This is a genomic window from Streptomyces sp. 12E, assembly GCF_055633275.1.
Map to the genome: position 1 here is coordinate 3,572,846 of NZ_JBVNCJ010000001.1, position 23,956 is coordinate 3,596,801.

17 protein-coding genes are annotated in these 23,956 nt (G+C 71.4%); 8 read left to right on the forward strand and 9 right to left on the reverse strand.

Annotated elements, in window-relative coordinates; genetic code table 11:
* The first annotated feature begins 83 nt into the window (after positions 1 to 83).
* From ACZ8ZB_RS16645 to ACZ8ZB_RS16660, 4 genes are all read left to right on the forward strand, one after another.
* Entirely contained in the window at positions 84 to 1,868 is a 1,785-nt protein-coding gene (locus ACZ8ZB_RS16645) for an SDR family oxidoreductase (protein ID WP_470738492.1), read from the forward strand.
* A 160-nt stretch (positions 1,869 to 2,028) separates the two neighbouring features.
* Positions 2,029 to 2,577 (forward strand): RNA 2'-phosphotransferase, encoded by a 549-nt coding sequence (locus ACZ8ZB_RS16650; protein WP_470738493.1) that lies wholly within the window; start codon positions 2,029 to 2,031, stop codon positions 2,575 to 2,577.
* 63 nt (positions 2,578 to 2,640) lie between these two features.
* Positions 2,641 to 3,543 carry an LLM class flavin-dependent oxidoreductase gene (locus ACZ8ZB_RS16655; RefSeq protein WP_470738494.1) on the forward strand — a complete coding sequence of 301 codons (903 nt, stop codon included), beginning with the start codon at positions 2,641 to 2,643 and terminating at the stop codon, positions 3,541 to 3,543.
* 88 nt (positions 3,544 to 3,631) lie between these two features.
* Positions 3,632 to 4,519 (forward strand): HAD family hydrolase, encoded by an 888-nt coding sequence (locus ACZ8ZB_RS16660; RefSeq protein ID WP_470738495.1) that lies wholly within the window; start codon positions 3,632 to 3,634, stop codon positions 4,517 to 4,519.
* 12 nt (positions 4,520 to 4,531) lie between these two features.
* On the opposite strand, the gene ACZ8ZB_RS16665 is transcribed toward ACZ8ZB_RS16660, so the two are convergent.
* The 5 genes from ACZ8ZB_RS16665 to hisC form a co-directional block, all read right to left on the reverse strand.
* Positions 4,532 to 5,584 (reverse strand): M23 family metallopeptidase, encoded by a 1,053-nt coding sequence (locus tag ACZ8ZB_RS16665; protein WP_470738496.1) that lies wholly within the window; start codon positions 5,582 to 5,584, stop codon positions 4,532 to 4,534.
* A gap of 149 nt (positions 5,585 to 5,733) precedes the next feature.
* A complete protein-coding gene (gene cydD / locus ACZ8ZB_RS16670) occupies positions 5,734 to 9,228 on the reverse strand; it encodes a thiol reductant ABC exporter subunit CydD (RefSeq protein ID WP_470738497.1) in 3,495 nt (1,164 codons plus the stop codon).
* Positions 9,229 to 9,240: 12 nt separating this feature from the next.
* A complete protein-coding gene (gene cydB, locus ACZ8ZB_RS16675) occupies positions 9,241 to 10,245 on the reverse strand; it encodes a cytochrome d ubiquinol oxidase subunit II (protein ID WP_470738498.1) in 1,005 nt (334 codons plus the stop codon).
* 20 nt (positions 10,246 to 10,265) lie between these two features.
* Complete coding sequence (locus tag ACZ8ZB_RS16680; protein ID WP_470738499.1) at positions 10,266 to 11,771, reverse strand: cytochrome ubiquinol oxidase subunit I; 1,506 nt, start codon at positions 11,769 to 11,771, stop codon at positions 10,266 to 10,268.
* A 239-nt stretch (positions 11,772 to 12,010) separates the two neighbouring features.
* Entirely contained in the window at positions 12,011 to 13,090 is a 1,080-nt protein-coding gene (gene hisC, locus ACZ8ZB_RS16685; RefSeq protein WP_470738500.1) for a histidinol-phosphate transaminase, read from the reverse strand.
* 439 nt (positions 13,091 to 13,529) lie between these two features.
* Here hisC and ACZ8ZB_RS16690 point away from each other — a divergent pair, with 439 nt between their 5' ends.
* From ACZ8ZB_RS16690 to ACZ8ZB_RS16700, 3 genes are all read left to right on the forward strand, one after another.
* The gene (locus ACZ8ZB_RS16690; RefSeq protein WP_470738501.1) at positions 13,530 to 14,642 is read left to right on the forward strand and encodes a LacI family DNA-binding transcriptional regulator; all 1,113 of its coding nucleotides are present in this window, start codon (positions 13,530 to 13,532) and stop codon (positions 14,640 to 14,642) included.
* Between the two features lie 448 nt (positions 14,643 to 15,090).
* Positions 15,091 to 16,182: a metallophosphoesterase gene (locus tag ACZ8ZB_RS16695; RefSeq protein ID WP_470738502.1), complete on the forward strand. Its 1,092-nt coding sequence runs from the start codon at positions 15,091 to 15,093 to the stop codon at positions 16,180 to 16,182.
* Between the two features lie 183 nt (positions 16,183 to 16,365).
* Complete coding sequence (locus tag ACZ8ZB_RS16700) at positions 16,366 to 17,226, forward strand: hypothetical protein (protein ID WP_470738503.1); 861 nt, start codon at positions 16,366 to 16,368, stop codon at positions 17,224 to 17,226.
* Between the two features lie 81 nt (positions 17,227 to 17,307).
* On the opposite strand, the gene ACZ8ZB_RS16705 is transcribed toward ACZ8ZB_RS16700, so the two are convergent.
* Together ACZ8ZB_RS16705 and thiC are read right to left on the reverse strand one after the other, a co-directional pair.
* The gene (locus ACZ8ZB_RS16705) at positions 17,308 to 18,759 is read right to left on the reverse strand and encodes a VWA domain-containing protein (RefSeq protein WP_470738504.1); all 1,452 of its coding nucleotides are present in this window, start codon (positions 18,757 to 18,759) and stop codon (positions 17,308 to 17,310) included.
* A gap of 101 nt (positions 18,760 to 18,860) precedes the next feature.
* A complete protein-coding gene (gene thiC, locus ACZ8ZB_RS16710) occupies positions 18,861 to 20,657 on the reverse strand; it encodes a phosphomethylpyrimidine synthase ThiC (RefSeq protein WP_470738505.1) in 1,797 nt (598 codons plus the stop codon).
* Between the two features lie 254 nt (positions 20,658 to 20,911).
* Here thiC and ACZ8ZB_RS16715 point away from each other — a divergent pair, with 254 nt between their 5' ends.
* Positions 20,912 to 22,348, forward strand: coding sequence for a YibE/F family protein (locus tag ACZ8ZB_RS16715; RefSeq protein ID WP_470738506.1), 1,437 nt, complete (start codon positions 20,912 to 20,914; stop codon positions 22,346 to 22,348).
* Between the two features lie 67 nt (positions 22,349 to 22,415).
* On the opposite strand, the gene ACZ8ZB_RS16720 is transcribed toward ACZ8ZB_RS16715, so the two are convergent.
* Both ACZ8ZB_RS16720 and ACZ8ZB_RS16725 read right to left on the reverse strand, forming a co-directional pair.
* Positions 22,416 to 22,850, reverse strand: a complete 435-nt coding sequence (locus ACZ8ZB_RS16720; RefSeq protein ID WP_030857138.1) for an SsgA family sporulation/cell division regulator — start codon at positions 22,848 to 22,850, stop codon at positions 22,416 to 22,418.
* A 98-nt stretch (positions 22,851 to 22,948) separates the two neighbouring features.
* Positions 22,949 to 23,746, reverse strand: coding sequence for an IclR family transcriptional regulator (locus tag ACZ8ZB_RS16725; protein WP_470741507.1), 798 nt, complete (start codon positions 23,744 to 23,746; stop codon positions 22,949 to 22,951).
* Positions 23,747 to 23,956: the final 210 nt, after the last annotated feature.

A 23,956-nucleotide genomic window follows, 5' to 3' on the forward strand; every position in this document is an offset into this window, starting at 1 on the left:
CACAGCCCTGAGGTCCGCTCTTGACGGGGCTGCGACCGACTGCGAGATTCACCCGTGTCACGTTACGGACACGTAGCGCAGCCATGACCGCAAGGGGTGACGGCTTGTCGGGGACGGTGTGGGCGGGGGCGCGGGAGCGCCGGGTGCGTGCGGGCGGGGTCGAGCTGTGCGTGGCCGAGTTGGGGGAGCGCGGGCGGCCGACGGTCGTCCTGGTGCACGGCTATCCGGACAGCAAGGAGGTGTGGTCCGAGGTCGCGTCCCGGCTCGCCGGGCGTTTCCACGTCGTGGCGTACGACGTCCGGGGCCACGGCCGGTCCACGGCGCCGCGTCCGCTGCGCGGCGGGTTCACCCTGGAGAAGCTGACCGACGACTTCCTGGCCGTCGCCGACGCGGTCAGCCCGGACCGGCCGGTGCACCTGGTGGGGCACGACTGGGGCTCGGTGCAGGCCTGGGAGTTCGTGACGACCGGACGTGCCGCGGGGCGGATCGCCTCCTTCACGTCGATGTCGGGGCCGTCGCTCGACCACTTCGGGCACTGGATCCAGCGGCGGACGAAACGGCCGACCCCGCGCCGGATCGGCCAGTTGCTGGGCCAGGGCGCCAGGTCCTGGTACATCTACCTGCTGCACACGCCCGTGCTGCCGGAACTGGCCTGGCGCGGGCCGCTCGGCAGGGCCTGGCCGCGGATGCTGGAACGCGCCGAGAAGGTGCCCGGTGACGGCTACCCGACGTCGTCCCTGCCGTCGGACGCGGCCCACGGCGCCTGGCTCTACCGGGACAACGTCCGCCGCCGGCTGCGCGCCCCGCGTGCCGATGCCCACGCGCACGCGCCCGTACAGCTGATCATCCCCCTGAAGGACGTGTTCCTCTCCGAACGGCTCTACGACGATCTCGAGGAGTGGGTGCCGCGGCTGACCCGGCGGACGCTCCCGGCGAAGCACTGGATCCCGCGCAGCCGCCCCGACCGGCTGGCCACGTGGATCTCCGACTTCGTCGAGTCCGTGGAGGACGGCGTGCCGAAGGCGCCGGCTCCGGGCCGGCACGCCGACCGGTTCGGCGGGCGGCTGGTCCTGGTCACGGGGGCGGGCAGCGGCATCGGGCGGGCGACCGCGCTCGCGTTCGCGGAGGCGGGTGCGCGCGTGCTGGCGGTCGACCGGGACGCGGAGGCCGCGGCCCGTACCGCCGGGGAGGCCCGCGGCCGCGGAGCGGCGGCGGCCTGGGCGGAGACTGCGGACGTGTCCGACGAGCAGGCCATGGAGAAGCTCGCCGAGCGGGTCACCACCGAGTACGGCGTGGTGGACGTGCTGGTGAACAACGCCGGCATCGGGCTGGGCGGCTCCTTCTTCGACACCGCCCCGAAGGACTGGAGGGAGGTCCTCGACGTCAATCTGTGGGGGGTGATCCACGGCTGCCGGCTCTTCGGGCGGCGGATGGCCGAGCGCGGACAGGGCGGTCACATCGTCAACGTCGCCTCGGCGGCGGCGTTCCAGCCGTCCAGGGCACTGCCCGCCTACAGCACGTCCAAGGCGGCGGTGCTGATGCTGAGCGAGTGCCTGCGGGCGGAGCTGGCGGGCCGGGACATCGGCGTGACGACGGTGTGCCCCGGGTTCGTGAACACCCCCATCGCCTCCACCGCGCGCTTCGCGGGCGTGGACGCGCAGGAGGAGCGGCGGCTGCGGAAGCGGGCGGCACGCCTGTACGGGCTGCGCGGCTATCCGCCGGAGAAGGTCGCCGCAGCGATCCTGCGGGCGGTGGTGCGCGACGAGGCGGTGGTGCCGGTCACCCCGGAGGCGCGGGCCGCGTATGCGCTGGCGCGGTGGATGCCGGGGGTGCTGCGGAGGATCGCGCGGGTGAAGCCGCCGATGTGAGGGCGGTCGGGGTGAAAGCGATCCACAACAACCCTTCCATGAAGGATGGTTGTCCACAGCTGACGCCAATTTCCCTGTGGATAAACGCACTTGGCTGTGGATCAAACCTCCGGAGCTAAATCGATCGCGTGATGCGCGTCTCCCCCGGCAGTCTGAGCGGATGGATGAAAGACGCACCGTGAAGGTGTCGAAGTACCTCGCCAGGCATCTGCGCCATCAGCCCGGAAGGATCGGGATCACGCTCGACGAGGGCGGCTGGGTGGAGATCGACGCGCTGATCGCCGCGGCGTCCGCGCACGGCTTCCGGTTCACCCGGGAGGAGCTGGACCACGTCGTCGCCGTCAACGACAAACGGCGCTTCGCCGTCGAGGGCGCCCGGATCCGCGCCAGTCAGGGCCACAGCGTCGAGGTCGATCTCGAGCTGGCGCCGGCCACCCCACCGCCGTACCTGTACCACGGCACCGTCGCCCGGAGCCTGGAGGCGATCCGCGCCGAGGGGCTGCGGTCCATGAACCGGCACGACGTGCACCTCTCCGCCGACCGCGGGACGGCGACCCGTGTCGGCGCCCGCCGAGGCCGCCCGGTCGTCCTGTCCGTGGACGCGGCCGTCATGCACCGGGACGGCCACGTCTTCCACGTGAGCGCGAACGGCGTCTGGCTGACCCGGGCCGTGCCGAGCCGGTATCTGCGGTTTCCTTCGAGCCACTGAGGCGCAACGCGGACGACATGATCGTTTCACGTGAAACACGGCTCGCCGCATAGGCTCGGTGGTATGAGTCCGCGCCTGAGCACCGTGATCCTCCCGTACCGCCGCTGGCACGAGGGCAGCCGTTCGGCGTGGATGCGTGCCGAGGAGCTCGGCTTCCACACGGGATACACCTACGACCACCTGTCCTGGCGCAGCTTCCGGGACGGCCCCTGGTTCGGCGCCCTTCCCACCCTGACCGCCGCCGCGGCCGTGACCGACCGGATGCGGCTGGGCACGCTGGTGACCTCGCCGAACTTCCGGCACCCGGTGACCCTCGCCAAGGAGCTCATCTCCCTCGACGACATCTCCGGCGGGCGCGTCACGCTCGGGATCGGCGCGGGCGGCACCGGCTTCGACGCCACGGCACTCGGTCAGGAGCCCTGGACGCCCCGCGAGCGCGCCGACCGCTTCGCCGAGTTCGTCCCCCTGCTCGACCGTCTGCTCACCGAGGACTCGGTGTCGTACGAGGGCGACTTCTACGCGGCGCACGAGGCGCGCACCGTCCCGGGCTGCGTGCAGCGGCCCCGGCTGCCGTTCGCCGTGGCGGCCACCGGACCGCGCGGGCTGCGGCTCGCGGCACGTCACGGGCAGGCCTGGGTGACCACGGGCGATCCCCGGCTGTACGAGGACGGCACGCCCGAGCAGTCGGTTCAGGCCATTCGCGGCCAGGCGGAGAGGCTGGCCGACGCCTGCGCCGAGCTCGGCCGGGACGTGACCGGGCTGGACAAGATCCTGCTCACCGGATTCACCCCGGACCGGGGCCGTCCGCTGGAGTCCCTGGACGCCTTCGTCGACTTCGCGGGCCGCCACGTCGAGCTGGGATTCACCGAGATCGTGCTTCACTGGCCCGTCCCCGACTCGGACTTCGCCGCGGACCAGAAGGTCTTCGAGCGGATCGCCATGGAGGCGCCGGCGCAGCTGCGGTGATCCCGGCCGTCCCGGGGGGGCGGGAAAGACCGCTGGTGACGGCGGTAACCACTCAGATGTGCGGACTCCCGCACGGTCGTGCGGGCATATGCGGGACAATGGCCGGGTGACCTCAGCGATCCGACAGCCCGAGACCCAGGCAGCCGCCACCCGACCGCGGCTCATCGCCACCGACCTCGACGGCACCCTGCTGCGCGACGACAAGTCGGTGTCCCCGCGCACCGTGGCCGCGCTCGCCGCCGCCGAGGAGGCGGGCATCGAGGTCTTCTTCGTCACCGGCCGCCCGGCCCGCTGGATGGACGTCGTCAGCGACCACGTCCACGGCCACGGCCTCGCCATCTGCGGCAACGGCGCGGCCGTCGTCGACCTGCACGGCGGCCCCGGCGCGCACCGCTTCGTGAAGGTGCGCGAGCTGCCCCGGAAGAACGCGCTGGACGCCGTACGGCTGCTGCGCGAGGCCGCACCGGGCACGGTGTACGCCGTGGAGCAGACCTACGGTTTCAACCAGGAGCCGGCGTACCCGAAGCTGCACATGGAGATCCCGGGCACGCTCGCTCCCGCCGAGGACCTGCTGGCTCCGGACTCCCCCACCGCCGGCGAGCCGGTGCTCAAGATCCTCGCCCACCACCCCGAGCTCGACCCCGACGCCTTCCTGACCCTGGCCCGGCTCGCCGTCGGCGACCGCGCCAACGTCACCCGCTCCAGCCCCAGCGCCCTGCTGGAGATCAGCGGCCCCGAGGTGTCCAAGGCCAGCACGCTCGCCCTGTGCTGCGCCGAGCGCGGCATCTCGCACGAGGAGGTCGTCGCCTTCGGCGACATGCCCAACGACGTCGAGATGCTGACCTGGGCCGGCCGTTCCTACGCGATGGGCAACGCCCACCCGGACGTGATCGCCGCCGCCTCGGGCCGCACGGTCGCCAACAACGACGACGGGGTGGCCGTGGTGATCGAGCGGCTGCTGAACGAGCGGCCGTAACCGCTCGGGGGCTCAGAGCGACACCCCGCGCCGCGCCAGCCACGGCACGGGGGCCACCGCCGACCCCATCTCCGGCGTGATCCGCGCCTCGAAGTGCAGATGCGGACCCGTGGAGTTGCCGCTGGTGCCGGACTGGCCGATCCACTGCCCGGGCCACACCCGTTCCCCCTGGTCGACCGCGACGGCGGCGAGATGGGCGTACTGCGTGTAGTAGCCGTCCGCGTGCCGGAGCACGATCTCGATGCCGAAGGCACCCCCGCAGGACACCCTCACCACCTTCCCGGCGCCCACGGCCCGCACCGGCGTGCCGATCGGCACCGCGAAGTCCTGTCCGGTGTGCCGGTTCGCCCACCGAGCGCCGCCGCTGCCGTAGGAGGCGGACAGTTCGTACGTCTCCACCGGCGCCACCCAGCTGGTGGTGAAACGCGTCCGGGGCTGGTCGAGGCGGACCGCACCACGGCAGGCGCCGGCCGTGACGGAGGCGTCCGCCTGGCCCTGGAGCTTCCACCGGGCCGCTTCGAGCCTCCGCTCGATGTCCTGGCGCAGAGCCGCGAGTTCCGTGTTCCGCTTCTCCAGCCTCTTCCACGCCGCCTCGGCCTCCGCCTCGTCGCGGGCGAGCCGGGCCTCGGCCCGTTCGCTTCTGTCGATCGCCTTGTCGAGCGACATCTCCGCCTGCTGCAGTGCCCGCTGACCGCGCATCAGTTCTTCGGGATCGTCGGCGAGCAGCATGTGCGCGGTGAGCGGCAGCCCGCCGCCGTCCCGGTACTGGGAGCTCGCGATCCGGCCCAGGTGCTCGTGCAGCCCGGCCATCTCCCGCCGCTCCCGGTCGAGCCGCTCCTCCAGCCGCCGGGCCCTGGCCCGCTGCTCCTCGGCCTCGCGCCGGCCGACCTCGTACCGTTCCGTCGCCGCCGCGGCCTCCTCGTACAGCCGCGCCACCTCCGCGCCGGCGCCGGACGCGGAGCCGTGGCCGGGGACGTGGGAGCCGTCGGCGGGCCGGGCGGCGAGCACGGCGAGCGCGCACAGCAGCACGGCGGTGAGCAGTGGGTGGCGGCGGGTGAAGCGCATGACTGCGATCCTGGACCCCACCCCGGCGCACGGTCCTGTTCACGTCGTACACATGGGGTACCACTGGCCCCGTACGGACCAGCGGTACCGCCGAACAGCCGTCCCGACCCACACGTTTGACGTCCCGTCACGAGGAGTCGCACACCGGGTCAGCGGGCCGCCACCAGGAGTCCTGCCTGCTCCTCCCGGCGCGCCATCGCCCGCAACGGACCCGCTGCCGCCACGAGTTCGGCGTACGGACCGCGCTGCACCACCCGCCCCCCGTCCAGCACGACCACCTCGTCCACCGCCTCCAGGCCGGCCAGCCGGTGGGTGATGAGCAGCGTCGTACGGCCCTCGGTGGCGGCCAGCAGGTCGGCGGTGAGCGCGTCGGCGGTCGGCAGGTCGAGGTGTTCGGCGGGTTCGTCCAGCACCAGCACGGGGAAGTCCGCGAGCAGCGCCCGGGCGAGCGCCAGCCGCTGCCGCTGCCCGCCGGACAGCCGCGCCCCGTGCTCGCCGACGAGCGTGTCGAGCCCTTCGGGCAGTCCGTCGGCCCACTCCAGCAGCCGGGCCCGGGCGAGTGCGTCGCGCAGTTCGTCCTCGGTCGCGTCCTTCCGGGCGAGCAGCAGGTTCTCCCGCACCGAGCTGTTGAAGAGGTGCGCGTCCTGCGCGCACAGCCCGACCAGCCGCCGCACGGCGTCGCCGTCCAGGGCGCAGGCGTCCACCCCGGCCAGCGTGTAGGCGCCCGCGTCCGGGTCCAGGAACCGCAGCAGCACCTGTGCGAGGGTCGTCTTTCCGGAGCCGGACGGACCGACCACCGCGATCCGGCGGCCCCGCTCGAGCGTCAGGTCCACCCCGGCGAGCGCGTCCCGGTCCTGCCCGGGATGCCGGGCGGCCAGCCCCTTGACCACGAGCGGGAACGGCGACGCGGGCGCCTGCCGGGGCGCCTCCGGATCCCGTACGGGGGCCGGGGCGTCCAGGACCTCGTACACCCGCTCGGCGCTGCGGCGCACCCGCTGCCGGTACTGCACGGCGAGCGGCATCCCGAGGACGGCCTCGAACGCGGCCAGGGGAGTGAGGACGACGACGGCGAGGGCCACCCCGTCCAGCCGGCCGGTGGCCACGGCCTGGACGCCGACGAGGGCGGCGGCCGCGACGGTCAGTCCGGAGATCAGGGCGGTGAGTCCGTCGCCGAGCGCGGTGGCGGTGGCGGCGCGCGAGGCGATCCGGGTGAGCGTGCCGTCGGCCCGGCGCGCCTCGGCGGTCCGCGCGAGCAGGGCGCCGGTGACGGTGAGCTCCGCGGTGCCGGTGAGCAGATCGGTCACCCGGGTCGCGAGGACGCCGCGCGCCGGTGCCAGCCTGCGTTCCGCACGCCGGGCCACGGCACCGGTCAGCAGGGGCACCCCGGCGCCCGCCGCGAGCAGTCCGGCCGCGAGCACGGCCCCGGCCTCGGGCAGCAGCCAGGCGGTGAAGCCGACGGACAAGGCGGAGACGGTGACGGCCGCACCGGCCGGCAGCAGCCAGCGCAGCCAGTAGTCCTGGAGCGCGTCCACGTCGGAGACGAGCCGGGAGAGCAGGTCGCCCCGGCGGGCGCCGCGCAGTCCGGCGGGCGCCAGCCGCTCGAGGCGTCGGTACACCGCGACCCGGGTGTCGGCCAGCATGCGCAGGACGGCGTCGTGCGACACGAGCCGCTCGGCGTAGCGGAACACGGCCCGGCCGATGCCGAAGGCGCGGGTCGCCGTCACGGCCACCATCAGATACAGCACGGGCGGCTGCTGCGAGGCCCGGGAGATGAGCCACCCGGAGGTCGCCATGAGTCCGACGGCGCTGCCCAGGGCGAGAGTGCCGAGCAGCAGCGCGAGGGTGATCCTCCCCTGTCGGGCGCCGGACAGGGCACGGACGCGGGCGAGGACACCGCCCGGGGCCCGTCCCCCGTCCTCGTGCTCGGCGGGCCCCCCGGCCGGCGCGGGGTCCGCTTCGACGGCCGTCGCGCCGCGGACCTCCCGGCGCGGGGACTCCCCGGGGACCGCGGGAGCCGGTTCGGCGAGCCGCACCACCCGGTCCGCCACGGCCAGCAGCGCCGGCCGGTGCACCACGAGCAGCACCGTGCGGCCGGCGGCCAGGCGCCGTACCGCCGCCACGACATCGGCCTCGGTGGCGCCGTCCAGCGCCGCCGTCGGCTCGTCGAGCAGCAGGACGGGCCGGTCCGCGAGGAACGCGCGGGCCAGCGCCAGCCGCTGCCGCTGCCCGGCCGACAGTCCCGCTCCGTCCTCGCCGAGCACGGTCCGGACGCCGTCGGGCAGCGCGTCCACGAACTCCAGCGCCCCGGCGTCCCGCAGGGCGCGCCGCACGGCGTCGTCGTCCGCGTCGGGCCGGGCCAGCCGTACGTTCTCGGCGATCGTCCCGGCGTACAGGTGCGGTCGCTGCGGCACCCAGGCGACGCGACCGTGCCACTCGGCGAGGTCGAGTCCGCGGAGATCGGCTCCCCCGATCCGCACCCGGCCCCCGGTGGGGCGGACGAACCCGAGCAGCACGTTCAGCAGGGTCGACTTGCCCGCTCCGCTCGGACCGACGAGCGCGACCGTCTCGCCGGGGGTGACGGTGAAGGACACGTCCGTCACCGCGTCCGTGGACCGGCCCGGGTAGCGGACCGTCACGTCCTCGAAGGCGAGGGCGCCCGTCGGCACCGTCGCTGTCCCCGGCTCGGGCGCGGGCGTCTCCAGTACCGAGAAGATCTCCTCGGCCGCCCCGAGCCCTTCGGCGGCCGCGTGGTACTGGGCGCCCACCTGGCGCAGCGGCAGGTAGGCCTCGGGCGCCAGGATCAGGACGAGCAGGCCGGTGTAGAGGTCCATCTCGCCGTACACGAGCCGCATGCCGATCGTCACCGCGACCAGCGCCACCGAGAGTGTGGCGAGCAGTTCCAGCGCGAAGGAGGAGATGAAGGCGATCCGCAGCGTCCGCATGGTCGCCCGCCGGTACTCGGCGGTGATCCGGCGGATGGACTCCGCCTGGGCCTTGGCCCGTCCGAAGACCTTCAGCGTCGGCAGTCCGGCGACGACGTCCAGGAAGTGGCCGGACAGCCGGGACAGCACCAGCCACTGACGGTCCATCCGGGACTGGGTGGCCCAGCCGATCAGCACCATGAAGACCGGGATGAGCGGCAGGGTGCCCACGATGATCGCCGCCGAGACCCACTCCTCGGTGACGATCCGCGCGAGCACCGCCACCGGGACGACCACCGCGAGTCCCAGTTGGGGGAGGTAGCGCGAGAAGTAACCGTCGAGGGCGTCGACCCCACGGGTGGCCAGGGCGACCAGCGAGCCGGTGCGCCGGCCGTCCAGCCACCCCGGTCCCAGTGCCGTCGCCCGCTCCAGCAACCGCCCCCGCAGCTCCGACTTCACCGCGGCGCTCGCCCGGTGCGCGGCCAGTTCGGTCAGCCAGCCGACCAGACCGCGGCCGGCCGCCACGACGACGAGAAGCAGCAGGGGAGTGCCGAGCGCTCCGACGGACAGCCCGTCCTGGAACGCGCCCACCACGATCTCGGCGATGAGCATGGCCTGGGCGATGACCAGCGCCGCGCCGACGGCGCCCAGACCGACGACCGCCATCAGGAAACCACGGGTGGCACGGGCGTACCGGAGAAGGCGCGGGTCGATCGGTTTCACGTGAAACACACCTCAGTGCACGGGGTCGGCGATGTGCTGGGTGCCGATCCGCTTACGGAACACCCAGTACGTCCAGCCCTGGTAGAGCAGCACCACCGGAGTGGCGATCGCCGCGAGCCAGGTCATGATCTTCAGGGTGTAGGGGCTGGAGGAGGCGTTGGAGACGGTCAGGCTCCAGTCGGCGTCCAGCGTGGACGGCATGACGTTCGGGAACAGCGTCAGGAAGAGCATCGCCACTGCGGCCACGATGGTGACGCCGGACAGGGCGAACGCCCACCCCTCGCGCCCCGCTCCGTTCGCCAGCAGGGCGGCGACCAGTGAGGCGACCGCCACGACCAGCGCGGCCAGGCTGGTGCCGTCGCCGTTGTCGGCCTGCGTCCAGAGCAGGAAGGCCAGCGCCAGCACGGCGGTGACGAGACCCACGCGCAGGGCGAGCCTCCGTGCCCGCTCCCGGATCTCACCGACCGTCTTCAGTGCCGTGAACACCGTGCCGTGGAAGGTGAACAGCGTCAGCGTGACCAGGCCGCCCAGCAGGGCGTACGGGTTGAGCAGGTCCCAGACTCCCCCCACGTACTCGAACTCGGCGTCGATCTTCACGCCGCGCACGATGTTCCCGAAGGCCACGCCCCACAGGAACGCCGGGATCAGCGAGGTCCAGAAGATCGCCGTCTCCCAGTTGCGCTGCCAGTTCTCCTCCGGCCGCTTCGCCCGGTACTCGAAGGCGACACCGCGGATGATCAGGCAGACCAGGATGACCAGCAGCGGCAGGTAGAAGCCGGAGAAGAGCGTGGCGTACCACTCGGGGAAGGCGGCGAAGGTCGCGCCGCCGGCCGTGAGCAGCCACACCTCGTTGCCGTCCCAGACGGGACCGATGGTGTTGATCAGCACCCGCTTCTCGGCCCGGTCGCGGGCGAGCAGCCGGGTGAGGATGCCGACCCCGAAGTCGAAGCCCTCCAGGAAGAAGTAGCCGGTCCACAGGACCGCGATCAGGACGAACCAGACGTCGTGCAGTTCCATGACGGTGCAGCTCCCTCGGCCTAGTACGAGAAGGCCATCGGCTTGTCGGCGTCACGGACGTCGCCGCCGAGCTTCGTGGGCGGGTTGAGGTCGGAGGCACTGAGCTCGGGCGGGCCCGCCTTGACGTACTTGGCGAGCAGCTTGACCTCGATGACGGCCAGGACGGCGTAGAGCAGGGTGAAGACGGACATCGAGGTGATCACCTCGGCCGTGGACACACCGGGGGAGACGGCGTCCTCGGTCCGCATCACGCCGTAGACCACCCAGGGCTGCCGGCCCATCTCGGTGAAGATCCAGCCCCAGGAGTTGGCGATCAGCGGGAACGCCATGGTCCACAGCGCCAGGAGCCAGTACAGCCGGGTGAGCCGGGAGCCGAGCGGCTTCTTCAGCAGCACCAGGCGCGGCACCTCGTCCTCGCCGGTGCGGTGGACGGCCGGCAGCAGGAACTTCTTGCGGGTGAGCCACAGGCCGAGGAGGCCGAGCGAGAAGGAGGCCATGCCGAAGCCGATCATCCAGCGGAAGCCCCAGTAGGCGACCGGGACGATGGGCTTGTAGTCACCGGGGCCGAACTTCTCCCGCATCGCCTCGTTGGTGTCGTTGATGCCGGGCACGTACGAATCGAAGTCGCTGTGGGCGAGGAAGGACAGCAGGCCGGGGATCTCCAGGGCGACCTCGTTGTGGCCCTCGTCGACGTCTCCGTAGGCGAACACGGAGAAGGGGGCCGGTTCCTCGCCGTCCCACAGGGCCTCGGCGGCGGCCATCTTCATCGGCTGCTGCTCGTACATGACCTTGCCGAGGGTGTCGCCGCTGACCGCGGTGAACAGTCCGCCGACCGCGAGGGTGACCAGGCCGAGCCGGAGCGAGGTCCGCATCACCGGGATGTGCTTCTTGCGCATCAGGTGGAAGGCGGCGATGCCCACCATGAAGGCGCCACCGGTCAGGAAGGCCGCCGAGAAGCTGTGGAAGACCTGGTTGAGCGTGGTGTTCTGGGTGAGCACCAGCCAGAAGTCGGTGAGCTCGGCGCGGCCCTTCTCCTCGTTGATCCGGTAGCCGACCGGATGCTGCATCCAGGAGTTGGCGGCGAGGATGAAGTACGCCGACAGCAGGGTGCCGATCGAGACCATCCAGATGCAGGCCAGGTGGATCTTCTTGGGCAGCTTGTCCCAGCCGAAGATCCACAGCCCGATGAAGGTGGACTCGAAGAAGAAGGCGATCAGGGCCTCGAAGGCGAGCGGGGCGCCGAAGACGTCACCGACGAACCGCGAGTAGTCGGACCAGTTCATGCCGAACTGGAACTCCTGCACGATGCCGGTGACCACGCCCATCGCGATGTTGATCAGGAAGAGCTTGCCCCAGAACTTCGTCGCCTTGAGGTACTTCTCCTTCTCCGTGCGCACCCAGGCGGTCTGCAGCCCCGCGGTGAGGGCGGCGAGCGAGATCGTCAGGGGAACGAAGAGGAAGTGGTAGACGGTGGTGATACCGAACTGCCATCGCGCCAGGGTCTCCGGCGCCAAAGCCAGATCCACGTCGTCGCTCCTTACTTCGCCGTGATCGCGGCGGCCACTTGATCCCGTTCGCCACCCGACATCCAGGGCGAAAACGGGATGCGCTTGTGAACGCGTTCACATTCACAAGCAATTATGACCTACTGCCTTTCCGACCGGAAAGGGGGGTCCCCTGTGACGTCAACCCCTTTGTGACCGCTTCCGGCACACACGAAGGCGGCCGACGGCAGAGCCGCCGGCCGCCTGGACGCACGTACAGGTCAGAGATCCTTGCGGAAGCCCTCCGCCACCTTCAGGAAGATGTCGTTCGCCTCGGTCTCGCCGACCGTGACGCGCACGCCCTCCCCGGCGAACGGCCGGACGACCGCACCCGCCTGCTCGCACGCCTGCGCGAAAGCCGTCGTACGCTCCCCCAGCCGCAGCCAGACGAAGTTGGCCTGGGTCTCGGGCACCGTCCAGCCCTGGTCCCGCAGCGCCTTCAGCACGCGGTTGCGCTCGCAGACCAGCGAGCCGACCCGGCCGATCAGCTCGTCCTCGGCGCGCAGCGAGGCGATCGCCGCGTCCTGCGCGATCTGACTCACCCCGAACGGCACCGCCGTCTTGCGCAGCGCCGCCGCCACCGGCTCGTGGGCGATGGCGAAACCGACGCGCAGTCCCGCCAGGCCGTACGCCTTGGAGAAGGTCCGCAGGACGCAGACGTTGGGCCGCTCGCGGTAGATCTCGACGCCGTCCGACACCTCGGTGTCCCGGATGAACTCGCGGTAGGCCTCGTCGAGCACCACCAGGACGTCGCCCGGCACCCGGTCGAGGAAGCGCTCCAGCTCGGCCCGTCGCACGACCGTGCCGGTCGGGTTGTTGGGGTTGCAGACGAAGATGAGCCGGGTCCGGTCGGTGATCGCCCCGGCCATCGCGTCCAGGTCGTGCACGTCGCCCGGGGTCAGCGGCACCTGGACCGAGGTGGCACCGCTGATCTGCGTGATGATCGGATAGGCCTCGAAGGACCGCCAGGCGTAGATCACCTCGTCGCCCGGCCCCGACGTGGCCTGCAGCAGCTGCTGGGCGACACCGACCGAGCCGGTGCCGGTGGCCAGGTGGGACGCCGGGACCGCGAAGCGATCGGACAGCTCGGCCGTCAGCGCCGTACAGGCCATGTCCGGGTACCGGTTGAAGGAGGAGGCCGCGGCCCTCACGGTCTCCATCACGCCGGGCAGTGGCGGATAGGGGTTCTCGTTGGAGGACAGCTTGTACGCCGCGGGTCCGCCGGCCGCCGCCGGCTTGCCCGGCTTGTACGTGGGGATCCCCTCCAGCTCGGCGCGCAGCTTGGGGCTCGTCTCGCTCACCGCAGTCCTCCTCGCGAAGACCGGCGGCACCCGTGTCCGCCGCCGACATCCAATACTGCTCACCCTATGAGGATTGGGCGCCGCTGCGTAGAGGAGCGGCGCGTGCTCACCGGCCCCGCGCACCACAACGGCAACAAGGGCAACACAGCCCGAAGAGGTACGAAGGGCGTAGGAGCCAAGGGCGCGCCGTACATATATCTACGCGCCGGTGGCTTACGCCGTGGCGCGCGTCCCCCATGCAGGTGAGTTGAGACCTCTTCGCAACATCACACCCTCGACAGGCCCACATGAGTCGACACGCCAGGTCCTGGCATGCAATCGTTCAACCCCCTTTGCTTCCAAGGTTGTTGACCCTTATTGATCATGCAGAAACGTGCCTGTCAACGCGTGCATATGCGTCCGCCCTACCCCACCGCATGAGCCCTACTATCGGCTCGCCATGACAGCAGCAGGGAAGCACAAGGTGAGCCGCGCGGAAACCTCACGCCGAGGCAGCCGGCCGGGTCGAGCGGGCATCAGGGACGTGGCCGCCGCCGCCGGAGTCTCCATCACGACCGTCTCCGACGCCCTCAACGGCAAGGGCAGGCTCCCGGACGCCACCCGGCGCCACGTCCGCGAGGTGGCCGACAGACTGGGGTACCGCCCCTCGGCCGCCGCCCGTACGCTCCGCACCGGGAAGTCCGGACTCATCGGCCTGACCGTGACGACGTACGGGGACGAACCTTTCACCTTCACCGAGTTCGCGTACTTCGCCGAGATGGCGCGCGCCGCCACCTCCGCCGCGCTCGCCCGCGGCTACGCCCTCGTCATCCTGCCCGCGACCTCCCGCCACGACGTGTGGTCCAACGTCGCCCTGGACGGCACGGTCGTCATCGACCCCTCCGACCAGGACCCGGTCGTCAGCGAGCTGGTCCGCCAGGGCTTACCGGTCGTCTCCGACGGCCGGCCGGTCGGCTCGCTGCCGGTCACCGCCTGGGTCGACAACGACCACGAGGCCGCCGTGACGGGCATCCTCGACCACCTCGCCGACGCCGGCGCCCGCCGCATCGGCCTGCTCACCGGCACCACCACCGACACGTACACCCACCTGTCGACCACCGCGTACCTGCGCTGGTGCGAGCGTGCGGGCCAGGACCCGGTCTACGAGGCCTACCCGGCGCACGATCCGTGCGCGGGCGCCGTCGCCGCCGACCGGCTGCTCGCCCGCCCCGACCGGCCCGACGCCGTCTACGGCCTGTTCGATCCGAACGGCACCGACCTGCTCGCCGCCGCCCGCCGCTACGGCCTGCGCGTCCCGGACGACCTGCTGCTCGTCTGCTGCAGCGAGTCCACGGTCTACGCCAACACCGAACCGCCCGTCACCACGCTCTCCCTCAAACCGCGCCGCATCGGCACGGCGGTGATCCAGCTGCTCATCGACGCCATCGAGGGGGCCGACCCGGACCAGCCGGTGGAGCAGGTCATACCGACCGAGCTGATCGTGCGGGCCTCCTCGCGGCGACGTCCGCCCCGTACGACGGTCAGCCCGCCGAGGTCGTCGAAGGGATCGTGACACGGGGGTCCCGGCGGGGACGTACGACGGCCCTGAGCGTGGGACCTCCGCTTCCGGAGGGGAAAGCGGCGGCCGCGCCCCGGAGGCGGACGCATCACGCACACCGGGCCGACGCCGGCTCCGCCCCCGAAGGGCTCGTGCGGGCGGAGCAGGGTTCCGCGGGGACGGATCCGTCCCCGGAGGAGGACGCGAAGGTGTTCCCCCTGACACCCCTCCGGGGGAAACGGGCCGGGCTCCCGGAGGAAGGAGGGCCGGCCGACGACGGAAGGCGTGCGGACAGGACCGCCGAAGACCCACCCAAAAAGGGCGAAAGGTGCAGCGAACTGGAGTCTTGCTCTGATTCACCACCCCTGGGTCATCACATGGCGCGATCCGCATTCCTATGATGGGCGCACGACACCGCGGGCCGCTGCGACCAGGCAGTCCGACGCGGTGCAGAAGCGGCGCGATGGTGGAGGGGTCGATGACTCAGGGGGCCGGTCAGGGACCCGAGGTGGAGCGGACGGCGACGTTGCGCGACTTCCGGGTGCCCGCGTACGTCCACGAGACCGGTCCGTACGTCCAGAGCACGCACCCCGGCGACGTCGTCCCGCCCTCCGAGGAGGCCTACCCGGAGGGATACACGCCCACCCAACGGGACCTCCCCGTCATCAATCGGGGTGACACTGTTCAGGTGACCGTCGACCCCGCGTCCGTCCCCGCCCCGCAGCCCGCCACCGGCCAGGGACCGCTGTACGTGGTCGGCGACGTCCACGGCTACCTCGACGAGCTGGTGGCCGCCCTCCAGGAGCAGGGCCTGCTCGACTCGGCGGGCCAGTGGTGCGCCGGCACCGCGCGGCTGTGGTTCCTCGGCGACTTCACCGACCGCGGTCCGGACGGCATCGGCGTCATCGACCTCGTGATGCGGCTGTCCGCCGAGGCCGCCGCCGCCGGCGGCTACTGCAAGGCCCTCATGGGCAACCACGAGCTGCTGCTGCTCGGCGCCAAGCGGTTCGGCGACACCCCCGTCAACTCCGGCGCGGGCACCGCCACCTTCCAGGCGGCCTGGCTGCTCAACGGCGGGCAGAAGACCGACATGGACCGCCTCCAGGACCACCACCTGCAGTGGATGGCCCGCCTCGACGCCGTCGAGGCGGTCGACGGCCATCTGCTGCTGCACTCCGACACCACCGCCTATCTCGACTACGGCCGCTCCATCGAGGAGGTGAACGACACCGTCCGCGAGACGCTCACCCGCAACGACGCCGACGAGGTCTGGGACCTGTTCCGCAAGTTCACCAAGCGGTTCTCCTTCCGCGACGAGGGCGGCGCCGACGCGGTGCGCTCCCTGCTGGATACGTACGGCGGCACCCGGGTCGTTCACGGCCACAGCCCGATCCCTTATCTGACGGGCGAAGTCGGTTCCGAGGACGGCGAGGACGACGGCGGCCCCGTGGTCACCGGACCTCACGTCTACGCCGACGGACTCGCCATCGCGATGGACGGCGGGGTCACCATGGCCGGAAAGCTGCTGGTCCAGCAACTGCCGCTGGGCACCTGACGGCGCGGCGGGCCGTGACCGTGCGGCCCGCAACCGCACCGTGCACGTGCCAATTTCGGTAAACCCCCTGTCACCGCGCGCCGTCACCGCTCTACCATCGGCTTATCCGTAGCAGGCTCCCCTCCGTTTCTGCCCGACGGCTCGTCAGCATGCCGAGCCCCAAGCCCTACGGAGCATCGGGGGATGCACATGAACAGCGTTCCGCAGCACCTGCTGAGCGAGGACCGCCGGGAATACGAGCGGGTTCTCGATGAGGCGCTGCGCTCCGCACCACACCGCCCGGAACTGGCCGCGGTCGGACAGCGGCTCAACTCGGAACAACTGCGCACGATGGCGCTCAACGCCACCGCCATCATCGCGGCGGCCGCGGCGACGGAGTACCAGCACTACGTGAAGGTACGCGAGGAAATGCGCCGTCCACCGGCGTCGTCCACTCCGTCCGTCCACGAGTCCGGTTCCACCGAGCCGGGCACGAACGCGGCGGGGATCGCCGCCACCATGGGAGAGGCCGCCGGGGCCGGCGCCGTCGCCGTCGTCGCCGTCCTGGCACCCGTCCTGGCCGGAACCGCGGCCGCGATCTTCCTGCTCGTCGGCTACGTCCTGCGGATGCTCGATCCCCGCGCCGCGTTCGCCCGGACCATGCTCACCACGGGGTGGGTGTTCGGCGCGGTGACGGCGGTCGCCATCCTCGTCGCCGCCGTGGGCCTGCTGCTCACCGCGCTGCGCAACAAGCCCTCGGCGCTCGGCGGGTCGTACCGCGAACTCGACGGGGAGGTGACCCGGGCCAGGGACGCCTGGCGCGAGGCCCTGCTGGAGCGGGGGATCCTGCCGTTCCTGCGGGACGCGCTCACCGACCAGGCGACGGCCACCGAGCTGCAGCACACGGCACCGTCCCCGCCGACCGGGCGTATCCCGCACCTGGGGTACGACCGGCCGGGTTTCTCCAGCCCTGAGGAAGGGACGACCCGTGGCACACGGCCGAGCTACTCCAGTCCGGACTACTCGAGCCCGGACTTCGGGGGACCGGAACACCAGCCGGAGTAGCCGGGCGGCCCGCCCGCCGGCTTGCGCTCTCCGCGGCGGAGGCGCGAGCCGAGTGGTCGGGGCGGGCGGCCGGGCCGGGGCTCAGAGAACCCCCGCCCGTCCAGCGGCCGTGATCCACTGCGGGAACTCGGACAGCAGGCGGTCGTACAGCTCCGCGTCCGGCACGGTGCTGATGTCGTCGACGGCGAAGAACCCGACGTTGTCGACGCGGCGTCCCGGCAGTGTGTCGAACCGCTCCAGCACGCCGTAGTCGGACCTGCCCAGCCCCACGAACTGCCAGAAGAGCGGTTCCTCCACCGCCTCACGGAGCTCGCGCTCGATCTCCTTGTTGCGGTAGACGCCGCCGTCGGAGAAGAACAGGACGAGCGTCGGAGCGGACGCGGGGTGATCCCGGACGAACGCGCGCACCTCGGCGATGACCTTCTGCTCCTCGTTCTGGATGCCCACGTCCCGCATGTCGACCTGGCTGGGCTCCAGCCCTTTCTTCCGCCCGCGCCGGAACAGGCCCACCTCCCCCACCCGCACATGCAGCCGCAACCACTCGGGAAGCTCCCCCAGCCGCAGATCCGGCAGCCGGGCCGGGTTCGAGGCGAAGGTCCAGGCCTGCATCTCACCGTCGTCGTCCAGCTGCGCCGCGACCGCCGCCATCCGCTCGACGACGTCGGCCACCACCCCCTTGGAGTACAGGAAGGACATGGACCCGGAGGCGTCGAGTACGAGGACGACGCGCGCGGTGACCCCGGCGGCCCCGTGCTTGCGCAGACTGACCGCCACCTGCTCCTTGCGCAGCGACAGCCGCTTGCGCATGTCGACGGGCAACCGCTCCTCGCCCTTGGTGAACCGTGGGGCGCCGGGGTGGAGGCGGGGCGCGGGGGGCTGCTGGGCGGGCGCGACCGGCACGGCGGGGGCAACGGGCGGGGGCGGCGAGGCCGGGGCCGCGGTGGCCGCGGGTGAGGCCGGCCGGGCCGGGGCCACGGGGGAAGCGGACGGGGCCGGGGGCTCGTCGTCCACGGTGATGCCGAAGTCCGTGGCCAGACCCGCGAGTCCGGCGGCGTACCCCTGCCCCACCGCCCGGAACTTCCACTTCCCCTGCCGTCGGTACAACTCGCCGCCGATGAACGCGGTCTCCGTCCCCGCAGCCATGTCGAACCGGGCCAGTTCGGCCTCCGTCCCGGCGTCGAGCAGTCTGAGCACCAGTCCCGGCACCTGCCCGAACGTCCCGCCGTCCGCCGACGCGCACAGCACGATCCGCTCGACCGCCCCTTCCACGGCGCCCAGATCCACTTCCACGGTGTCGGTCGTGTCCCGCGCGCCGTGCTGTTTCCCGAGATGCGTCACGGCGCCGGACGTGTGACGGGGCTGGTTGTAGAAGACGAAGTCCCCGTCGTCCCGGACCCGCCCGGCTTCCGTGAGGAGCAGTGCCGAGGCATCGAGGTCGGGCACACCGGCCCCGGCCGCCCAAGCGAGCTCAACACGGACCACCCGGGCATCGACGGGACGATTGGACCCCTTGCTCATCGGACTCGCTGTCATGGTGCCAGTCTGCCCACCCGCCCCGGTGAAGGGGAGGGCAGCCGCGCCTGCCGCACCGCGGGGGCGGTACCCGCCACGGGCACCGCCCCCGCGCCGCCTGCTCAGTCCGCGATCGGCAGGTACACGCGATTGCCCGCCTCCGCGAACTCCTTCGACTTCTGGGCCATCCCCGCCTCGATCTCGTCCCGACTTCCGCCGTGTTCACGACGGATGTCCCGGGAGATTCTCATCGAACAGAATTTCGGACCGCACATCGAGCAGAAGTGGGCCGTCTTGGCGGGTTCCGCCGGCAGGGTCTCGTCGTGGAACTCGCGTGCCGTGTCCGGATCGAGGGCCAGGTTGAACTGGTCCTCCCACCGGAACTCGAAGCGGGCGTCGGAGAGCGCGTCGTCCCACTCCTGGGCGCCCGGGTGGCCTTTGGCGAGGTCGGCGGCGTGAGCGGCGATCTTGTAGGTGATGACGCCGGTCTTGACGTCGTCGCGGTTGGGCAGGCCCAGGTGCTCCTTGGGCGTGACGTAGCAGAGCATGGCCGTGCCCCACCAGGCGATCATGGCGGCGCCGATGCCGGACGTGATGTGGTCGTACGCGGGCGCGACGTCCGTCGTCAGCGGGCCGAGCGTATAGAACGGGGCTTCATCGCAGATCTCCTGCTGGAGGTCGATGTTCTCCTTGATCTTGTGCATCGGGACATGTCCCGGGCCTTCGATCATGGTCTGAACATGGAAACGCTTCGCGATCGTGTTGAGTTCCCCGAGCGTGCGCAACTCCGCGAACTGCGCCTCGTCGTTGGCGTCCGCGATGGACCCGGGCCGCAGGCCGTCGCCGAGCGAATACGTGACGTCGTACGCGGCGAGGATCTCGCAGAGCTCCTCGAAGTTCTCGTAGAGGAAGGACTCCTTGTGGTGCGCCAGGCACCACGCGGCCATGATCGAGCCGCCGCGGGAGACGATGCCGGTCTTGCGGTTGGCGGTGAGCGGTACGTACGCGAGGCGCACACCCGCGTGGACCGTCATGTAGTCCACGCCCTGCTCGGCCTGTTCGATGACCGTGTCCTTGTAGATCTCCCAGGTCAGTTCCTCGGCCCGGCCGTCGACCTTCTCCAGGGCCTGGTAGAGCGGCACGGTGCCGATGGGGACGGGGGAGTTGCGCAGCACCCACTCGCGGGTGGTGTGGATGTTGCGGCCGGTGGAGAGGTCCATGACCGTGTCGGCGCCCCAGCGGGTCGCCCAGGTCATCTTCTCCACCTCCTCCTCGATGGAGGACGTCACCGCCGAGTTGCCGATGTTGGCGTTGACCTTCACCAGGAACCGCTTGCCGATGATCATCGGCTCGATCTCCGGGTGGTTGACGTTGGCCGGCAGCACCGCCCTGCCCGCCGCGATCTCCTCCCGGACCACTTCGGGGGAGACGTTCTCCCGGATCGCCACGAACTCCATCTCGGGTGTGATCTCGCCGCGGCGCGCGTACGCCAGCTGCGTGACCGCCCGGCCCGCGCGGCCCCGGCGCGGCAGACGCGGCCGGCCGGGGAACACGGCGTCCAGATTGCGCAGGCCCCCGCGCGGAGAGGTGTGCTTGATCCCGTCGTCCTCGGGACGGACGGGACGGCCCGCGTACTCCTCCGTGTCACCGCGGGCGACGATCCAGCTCTCCCGCAGCGGAGCCAGGCCCCGGCGGACGTCGGTGTCGACGAGCGGATCGGTGTACGGGCCCGACGTGTCGTACAGCGTGACCGACTGCCCGTTGGTGAGGTGCACCTGGCGGACCGGCACCCGCAGGCCGGGGCGTGTGCCCTCGACGTACGCCTTGTGCCAGCCGACGGACTTCCCGGCCTCCCCGTTCGCCGACGTCTCCGTCGGGTCCTGAGCGGAGGCAGGCGTGCGTGCGTCCTTGTTGGTCATGAGACCTACTCCCTACGCCGGCATTACCCGGTAACAGGTTCGGCGGTCGACGCAGCGGTTTCCGTCTGCCGACGTCCCGTGGGAAACATCACTCGCGATGCGGTGATGTTTCCCGTGAAACGTCGCTGGGACGGAGGTCAGCGCCCTCTCAGCCCGGTGCTCCGAGCTCCCGCGTGTACAAAAGCGCCTCCACGCTAGCGTCATTTCTGGCGCGGTGAACAGAGGGCCCGCCCCGTTCTTGCGATGATCGGGCGGTGACCCCCACTCAGCCTCCTCCGTATCAACCGCCCGAACCACCGCGCGCATCCGGTGCCGGAGACGACGGTGGTCACGGCCACACGCATGGGCACAACCACGGGCACAGTCACGGTCATGGCCCGGCGGCGCCCGTCTCCCGGCATCTGCGCAAGGTCATCGCGGCGATCCTGATCCCGTTCGCGACGGCGGTGCTGATCGGACTCGCCGTGCTGTGGCCGGGCGGCGCCCCGGCGCACGAGCGCACCGGAGTCGGATTCGACCGGCAGACGCAGCACGCCACGGTCACGAAGGTGGTCGAGGTGAGCTGTCAGTCCGTCAACGCCTCCGGAGGCGTCCCGACCGGCGACACCTCCACGGCCGAAGGCTCCTCCGCCCAGCAGCAGGCGGACGGTACCTGCAAGAAGGCGACGATCCGGGTCGACACCGGCGACGACAAGGGCCGTACGTTCAACGAGATCGTGCAGCCGGACCAGTCCCGGCAGTTGAGCGAGGGCCAGAAGGTCGTGGTCGCCTACGAGCCCTCCGCGCCCGAAGACCTCCAGTACTCGGTCACCGACGTGAACCGGCGCTTCCCCCTGGCGCTGCTCGCGGGCATCTTCGCGCTCGCCGTCGTGGCCGTGGGGCGGCTGCGTGGCGTCATGGCGCTGGTCTCGCTGACGATCAGTTTCCTGGTGCTCAACTTCTTCGTCCTGCCCGCGATCCTGCAGGGATCGAACCCATTGGTCGTGGCGGTGGTGGGGGCGAGCGCGATCATGCTGATCGCCCTGTACCTGTGTCACGGGCTGTCGGCGCGCACGTCGGTGGCGGTGCTCGGCACGCTGATCTCGCTGCTGCTGATCGGTGTCCTGGGCTCGGTGTTCATCGGGTGGGCCGCGCTGACCGGCAACACCGACGACAACACCGGTCTGATCCACGGGCTGTATCCGGGGATCGACATGAGTGGTCTGCTGCTGGCCGGCGTCATCATCGGTTCGCTCGGTGTCCTCGACGACGTGACGGTCACCCAGACGTCCGCGGTCTGGGAGCTGCACGAGGCCAATCCGTCGACGGGCTGGCGCGGGCTGTACCGCGCGGGCATCCGCATCGGCCGCGATCACATCGCGTCGGTGGTCAACACGCTGGTCCTCGCCTACGCGGGAGCCGCACTGCCGTTGCTGCTGCTGTTCTCCATCGCGCAGAGCGGCGTGGGGACGGTCGCCAACAGCGAGCTGGTCGCGGAGGAGATCGTGCGCACCCTGATCGGCTCGATCGGCCTGGTGGCCTCGGTGCCGGTGACCACGGCCCTGGCCGCGCTGGTGGTCTCGGCCGACCGCCCGACGGCTCGGACACGGACGCAGGGGCACGGACCGGCACGGACACAGGAGGCCGGACAGACACCGGATGCGCGGCCGCCCGTCGGGCGCGGCGGGCGGGGCAGGCGCCGTAAGCGCTGATGTCCCGTGTGGCGGGCGGAGCGCGCTGAAGCGTTCCGCCACCGGCCCACCCGACTGGCGTAACGCTTCAGCCGGCGCTCTGCTCCGCCAGGATCCGGTCCAACGCGTCGTCGAGGTGGGCGTCGAAGTCGGCGAGCGCCCCCTCCTGGCCCAGCGGCACCAGTTTGTCGGTGCGGTCGAGGAAGGCCACGAGCGGTGCGGTCGACGAACGGAACAGCGCCTGGTCACTGCCGACCTGGAGCCGGATCAGCACCTCGCCCAGCGCGTCGGGGTCCACCGGCGAGACGCGTACGTCACCCTCCCCGCACGGCCGACCGACACCGTCGATCAGCAGCTCCCGGCCGAACGCCCAGGTCACGGGAGCGTCCCCCGGCAAGTGGAAAGTCAGCCGCACGGCGTAGGGATCACAGGTGTCGTAGCGGAGCTCCACCGGGATGCGGAAGGACAGCTCCTCCGACACGAGAAAGCTCATCATGACCTCTGCCTGTACGGATTCGCGCATCGCCTACCCCGTCATTCGCCACGGACTGGCCGGGCATGGACCCTGACACCAGAGGGAATCTTGCTGAACGTACACAGCAGATCACAAGGAGTGAGTTTTCAGATACTGATAGACAGCGCGAGCGACCCGACGAGACGTCCCATCTCGGCCTGCAGTCGCTGTGCCGCGGGGACGAGCCGGTCGGCCTGGTGTGCGGGCAGCGAGATGGCCACCGACGCGGCCGTGCCGCCGACGGTGAGGGGGACCGCCGCACACACCGTCCCCAGGGCGTACTCCTGCCGCTCCGTCACCGGATCCATCCGGCGCGTCCGCTCCAGGCGCCTCAGCAGGCCGTGGGCGTCGCGCACGGTGTACGGCGTGACGGACCACACGGGATGGCGGTCGAGGTGGTCGCGGCGCGCCTCCTCGTCGAGCTGGGAGAGCAGGCACTGCCCGATCGCGTGGGCGTGCCCGGTCTCCCGGAAGTCGGCCCACTCCTCGACCGCGGGATGCGCGGGGGAGCCGGAGACGCAGACGACGTCGATCTCGCCCTCGCGGTACACGGCGTAGTACACGGGGGCGCCGATCGCGTCCCGCCAGCGGGCCAGGGTGTCGGCCACCGTGCTGCGACGTTTCTGCTCAGCTCCGCTGCTGCTCAGCCGTTCCGCCGCCTCCCCCAGGAAGAAGAGCCCCTTGTCACGGCGCAGATAGCCCTCGTGGACCAGGGTGCGCAGCAGGTGGTACGCGGTGGGGAGCGCGAGTCCGGTCTCCCTGGCCAGTTGCTTGGCGGGAGCCCCGTAGCGGTGCCCGGCCACGGTCTCCAGCAGGCGCATGGCTCGCTGGACGGAGCCGATGAGGGTCGCAGTGGGCGGTGCGGCGGGCGCCGGCGAGCAGGGCTGCGGAGGGACCGCGGTCATCTGCGCGGAACCGGTGCCAGTCGTGGCCAAGGGTCACTCCCGAAACGCGAGGGGGCAGCCCGTGCGGAGAACACGGGTGGGGGGCGCCGCTCACGGGGATCGTCCCCGCGTCGAGTTCCGGACTCTAACGGGCCGCCACCGTACGCAGGCGGCCCGCCGGAGAAACTTCCCCCGCCCGAGGGAACCGGTGATTCCTGTTACCGCTTCACC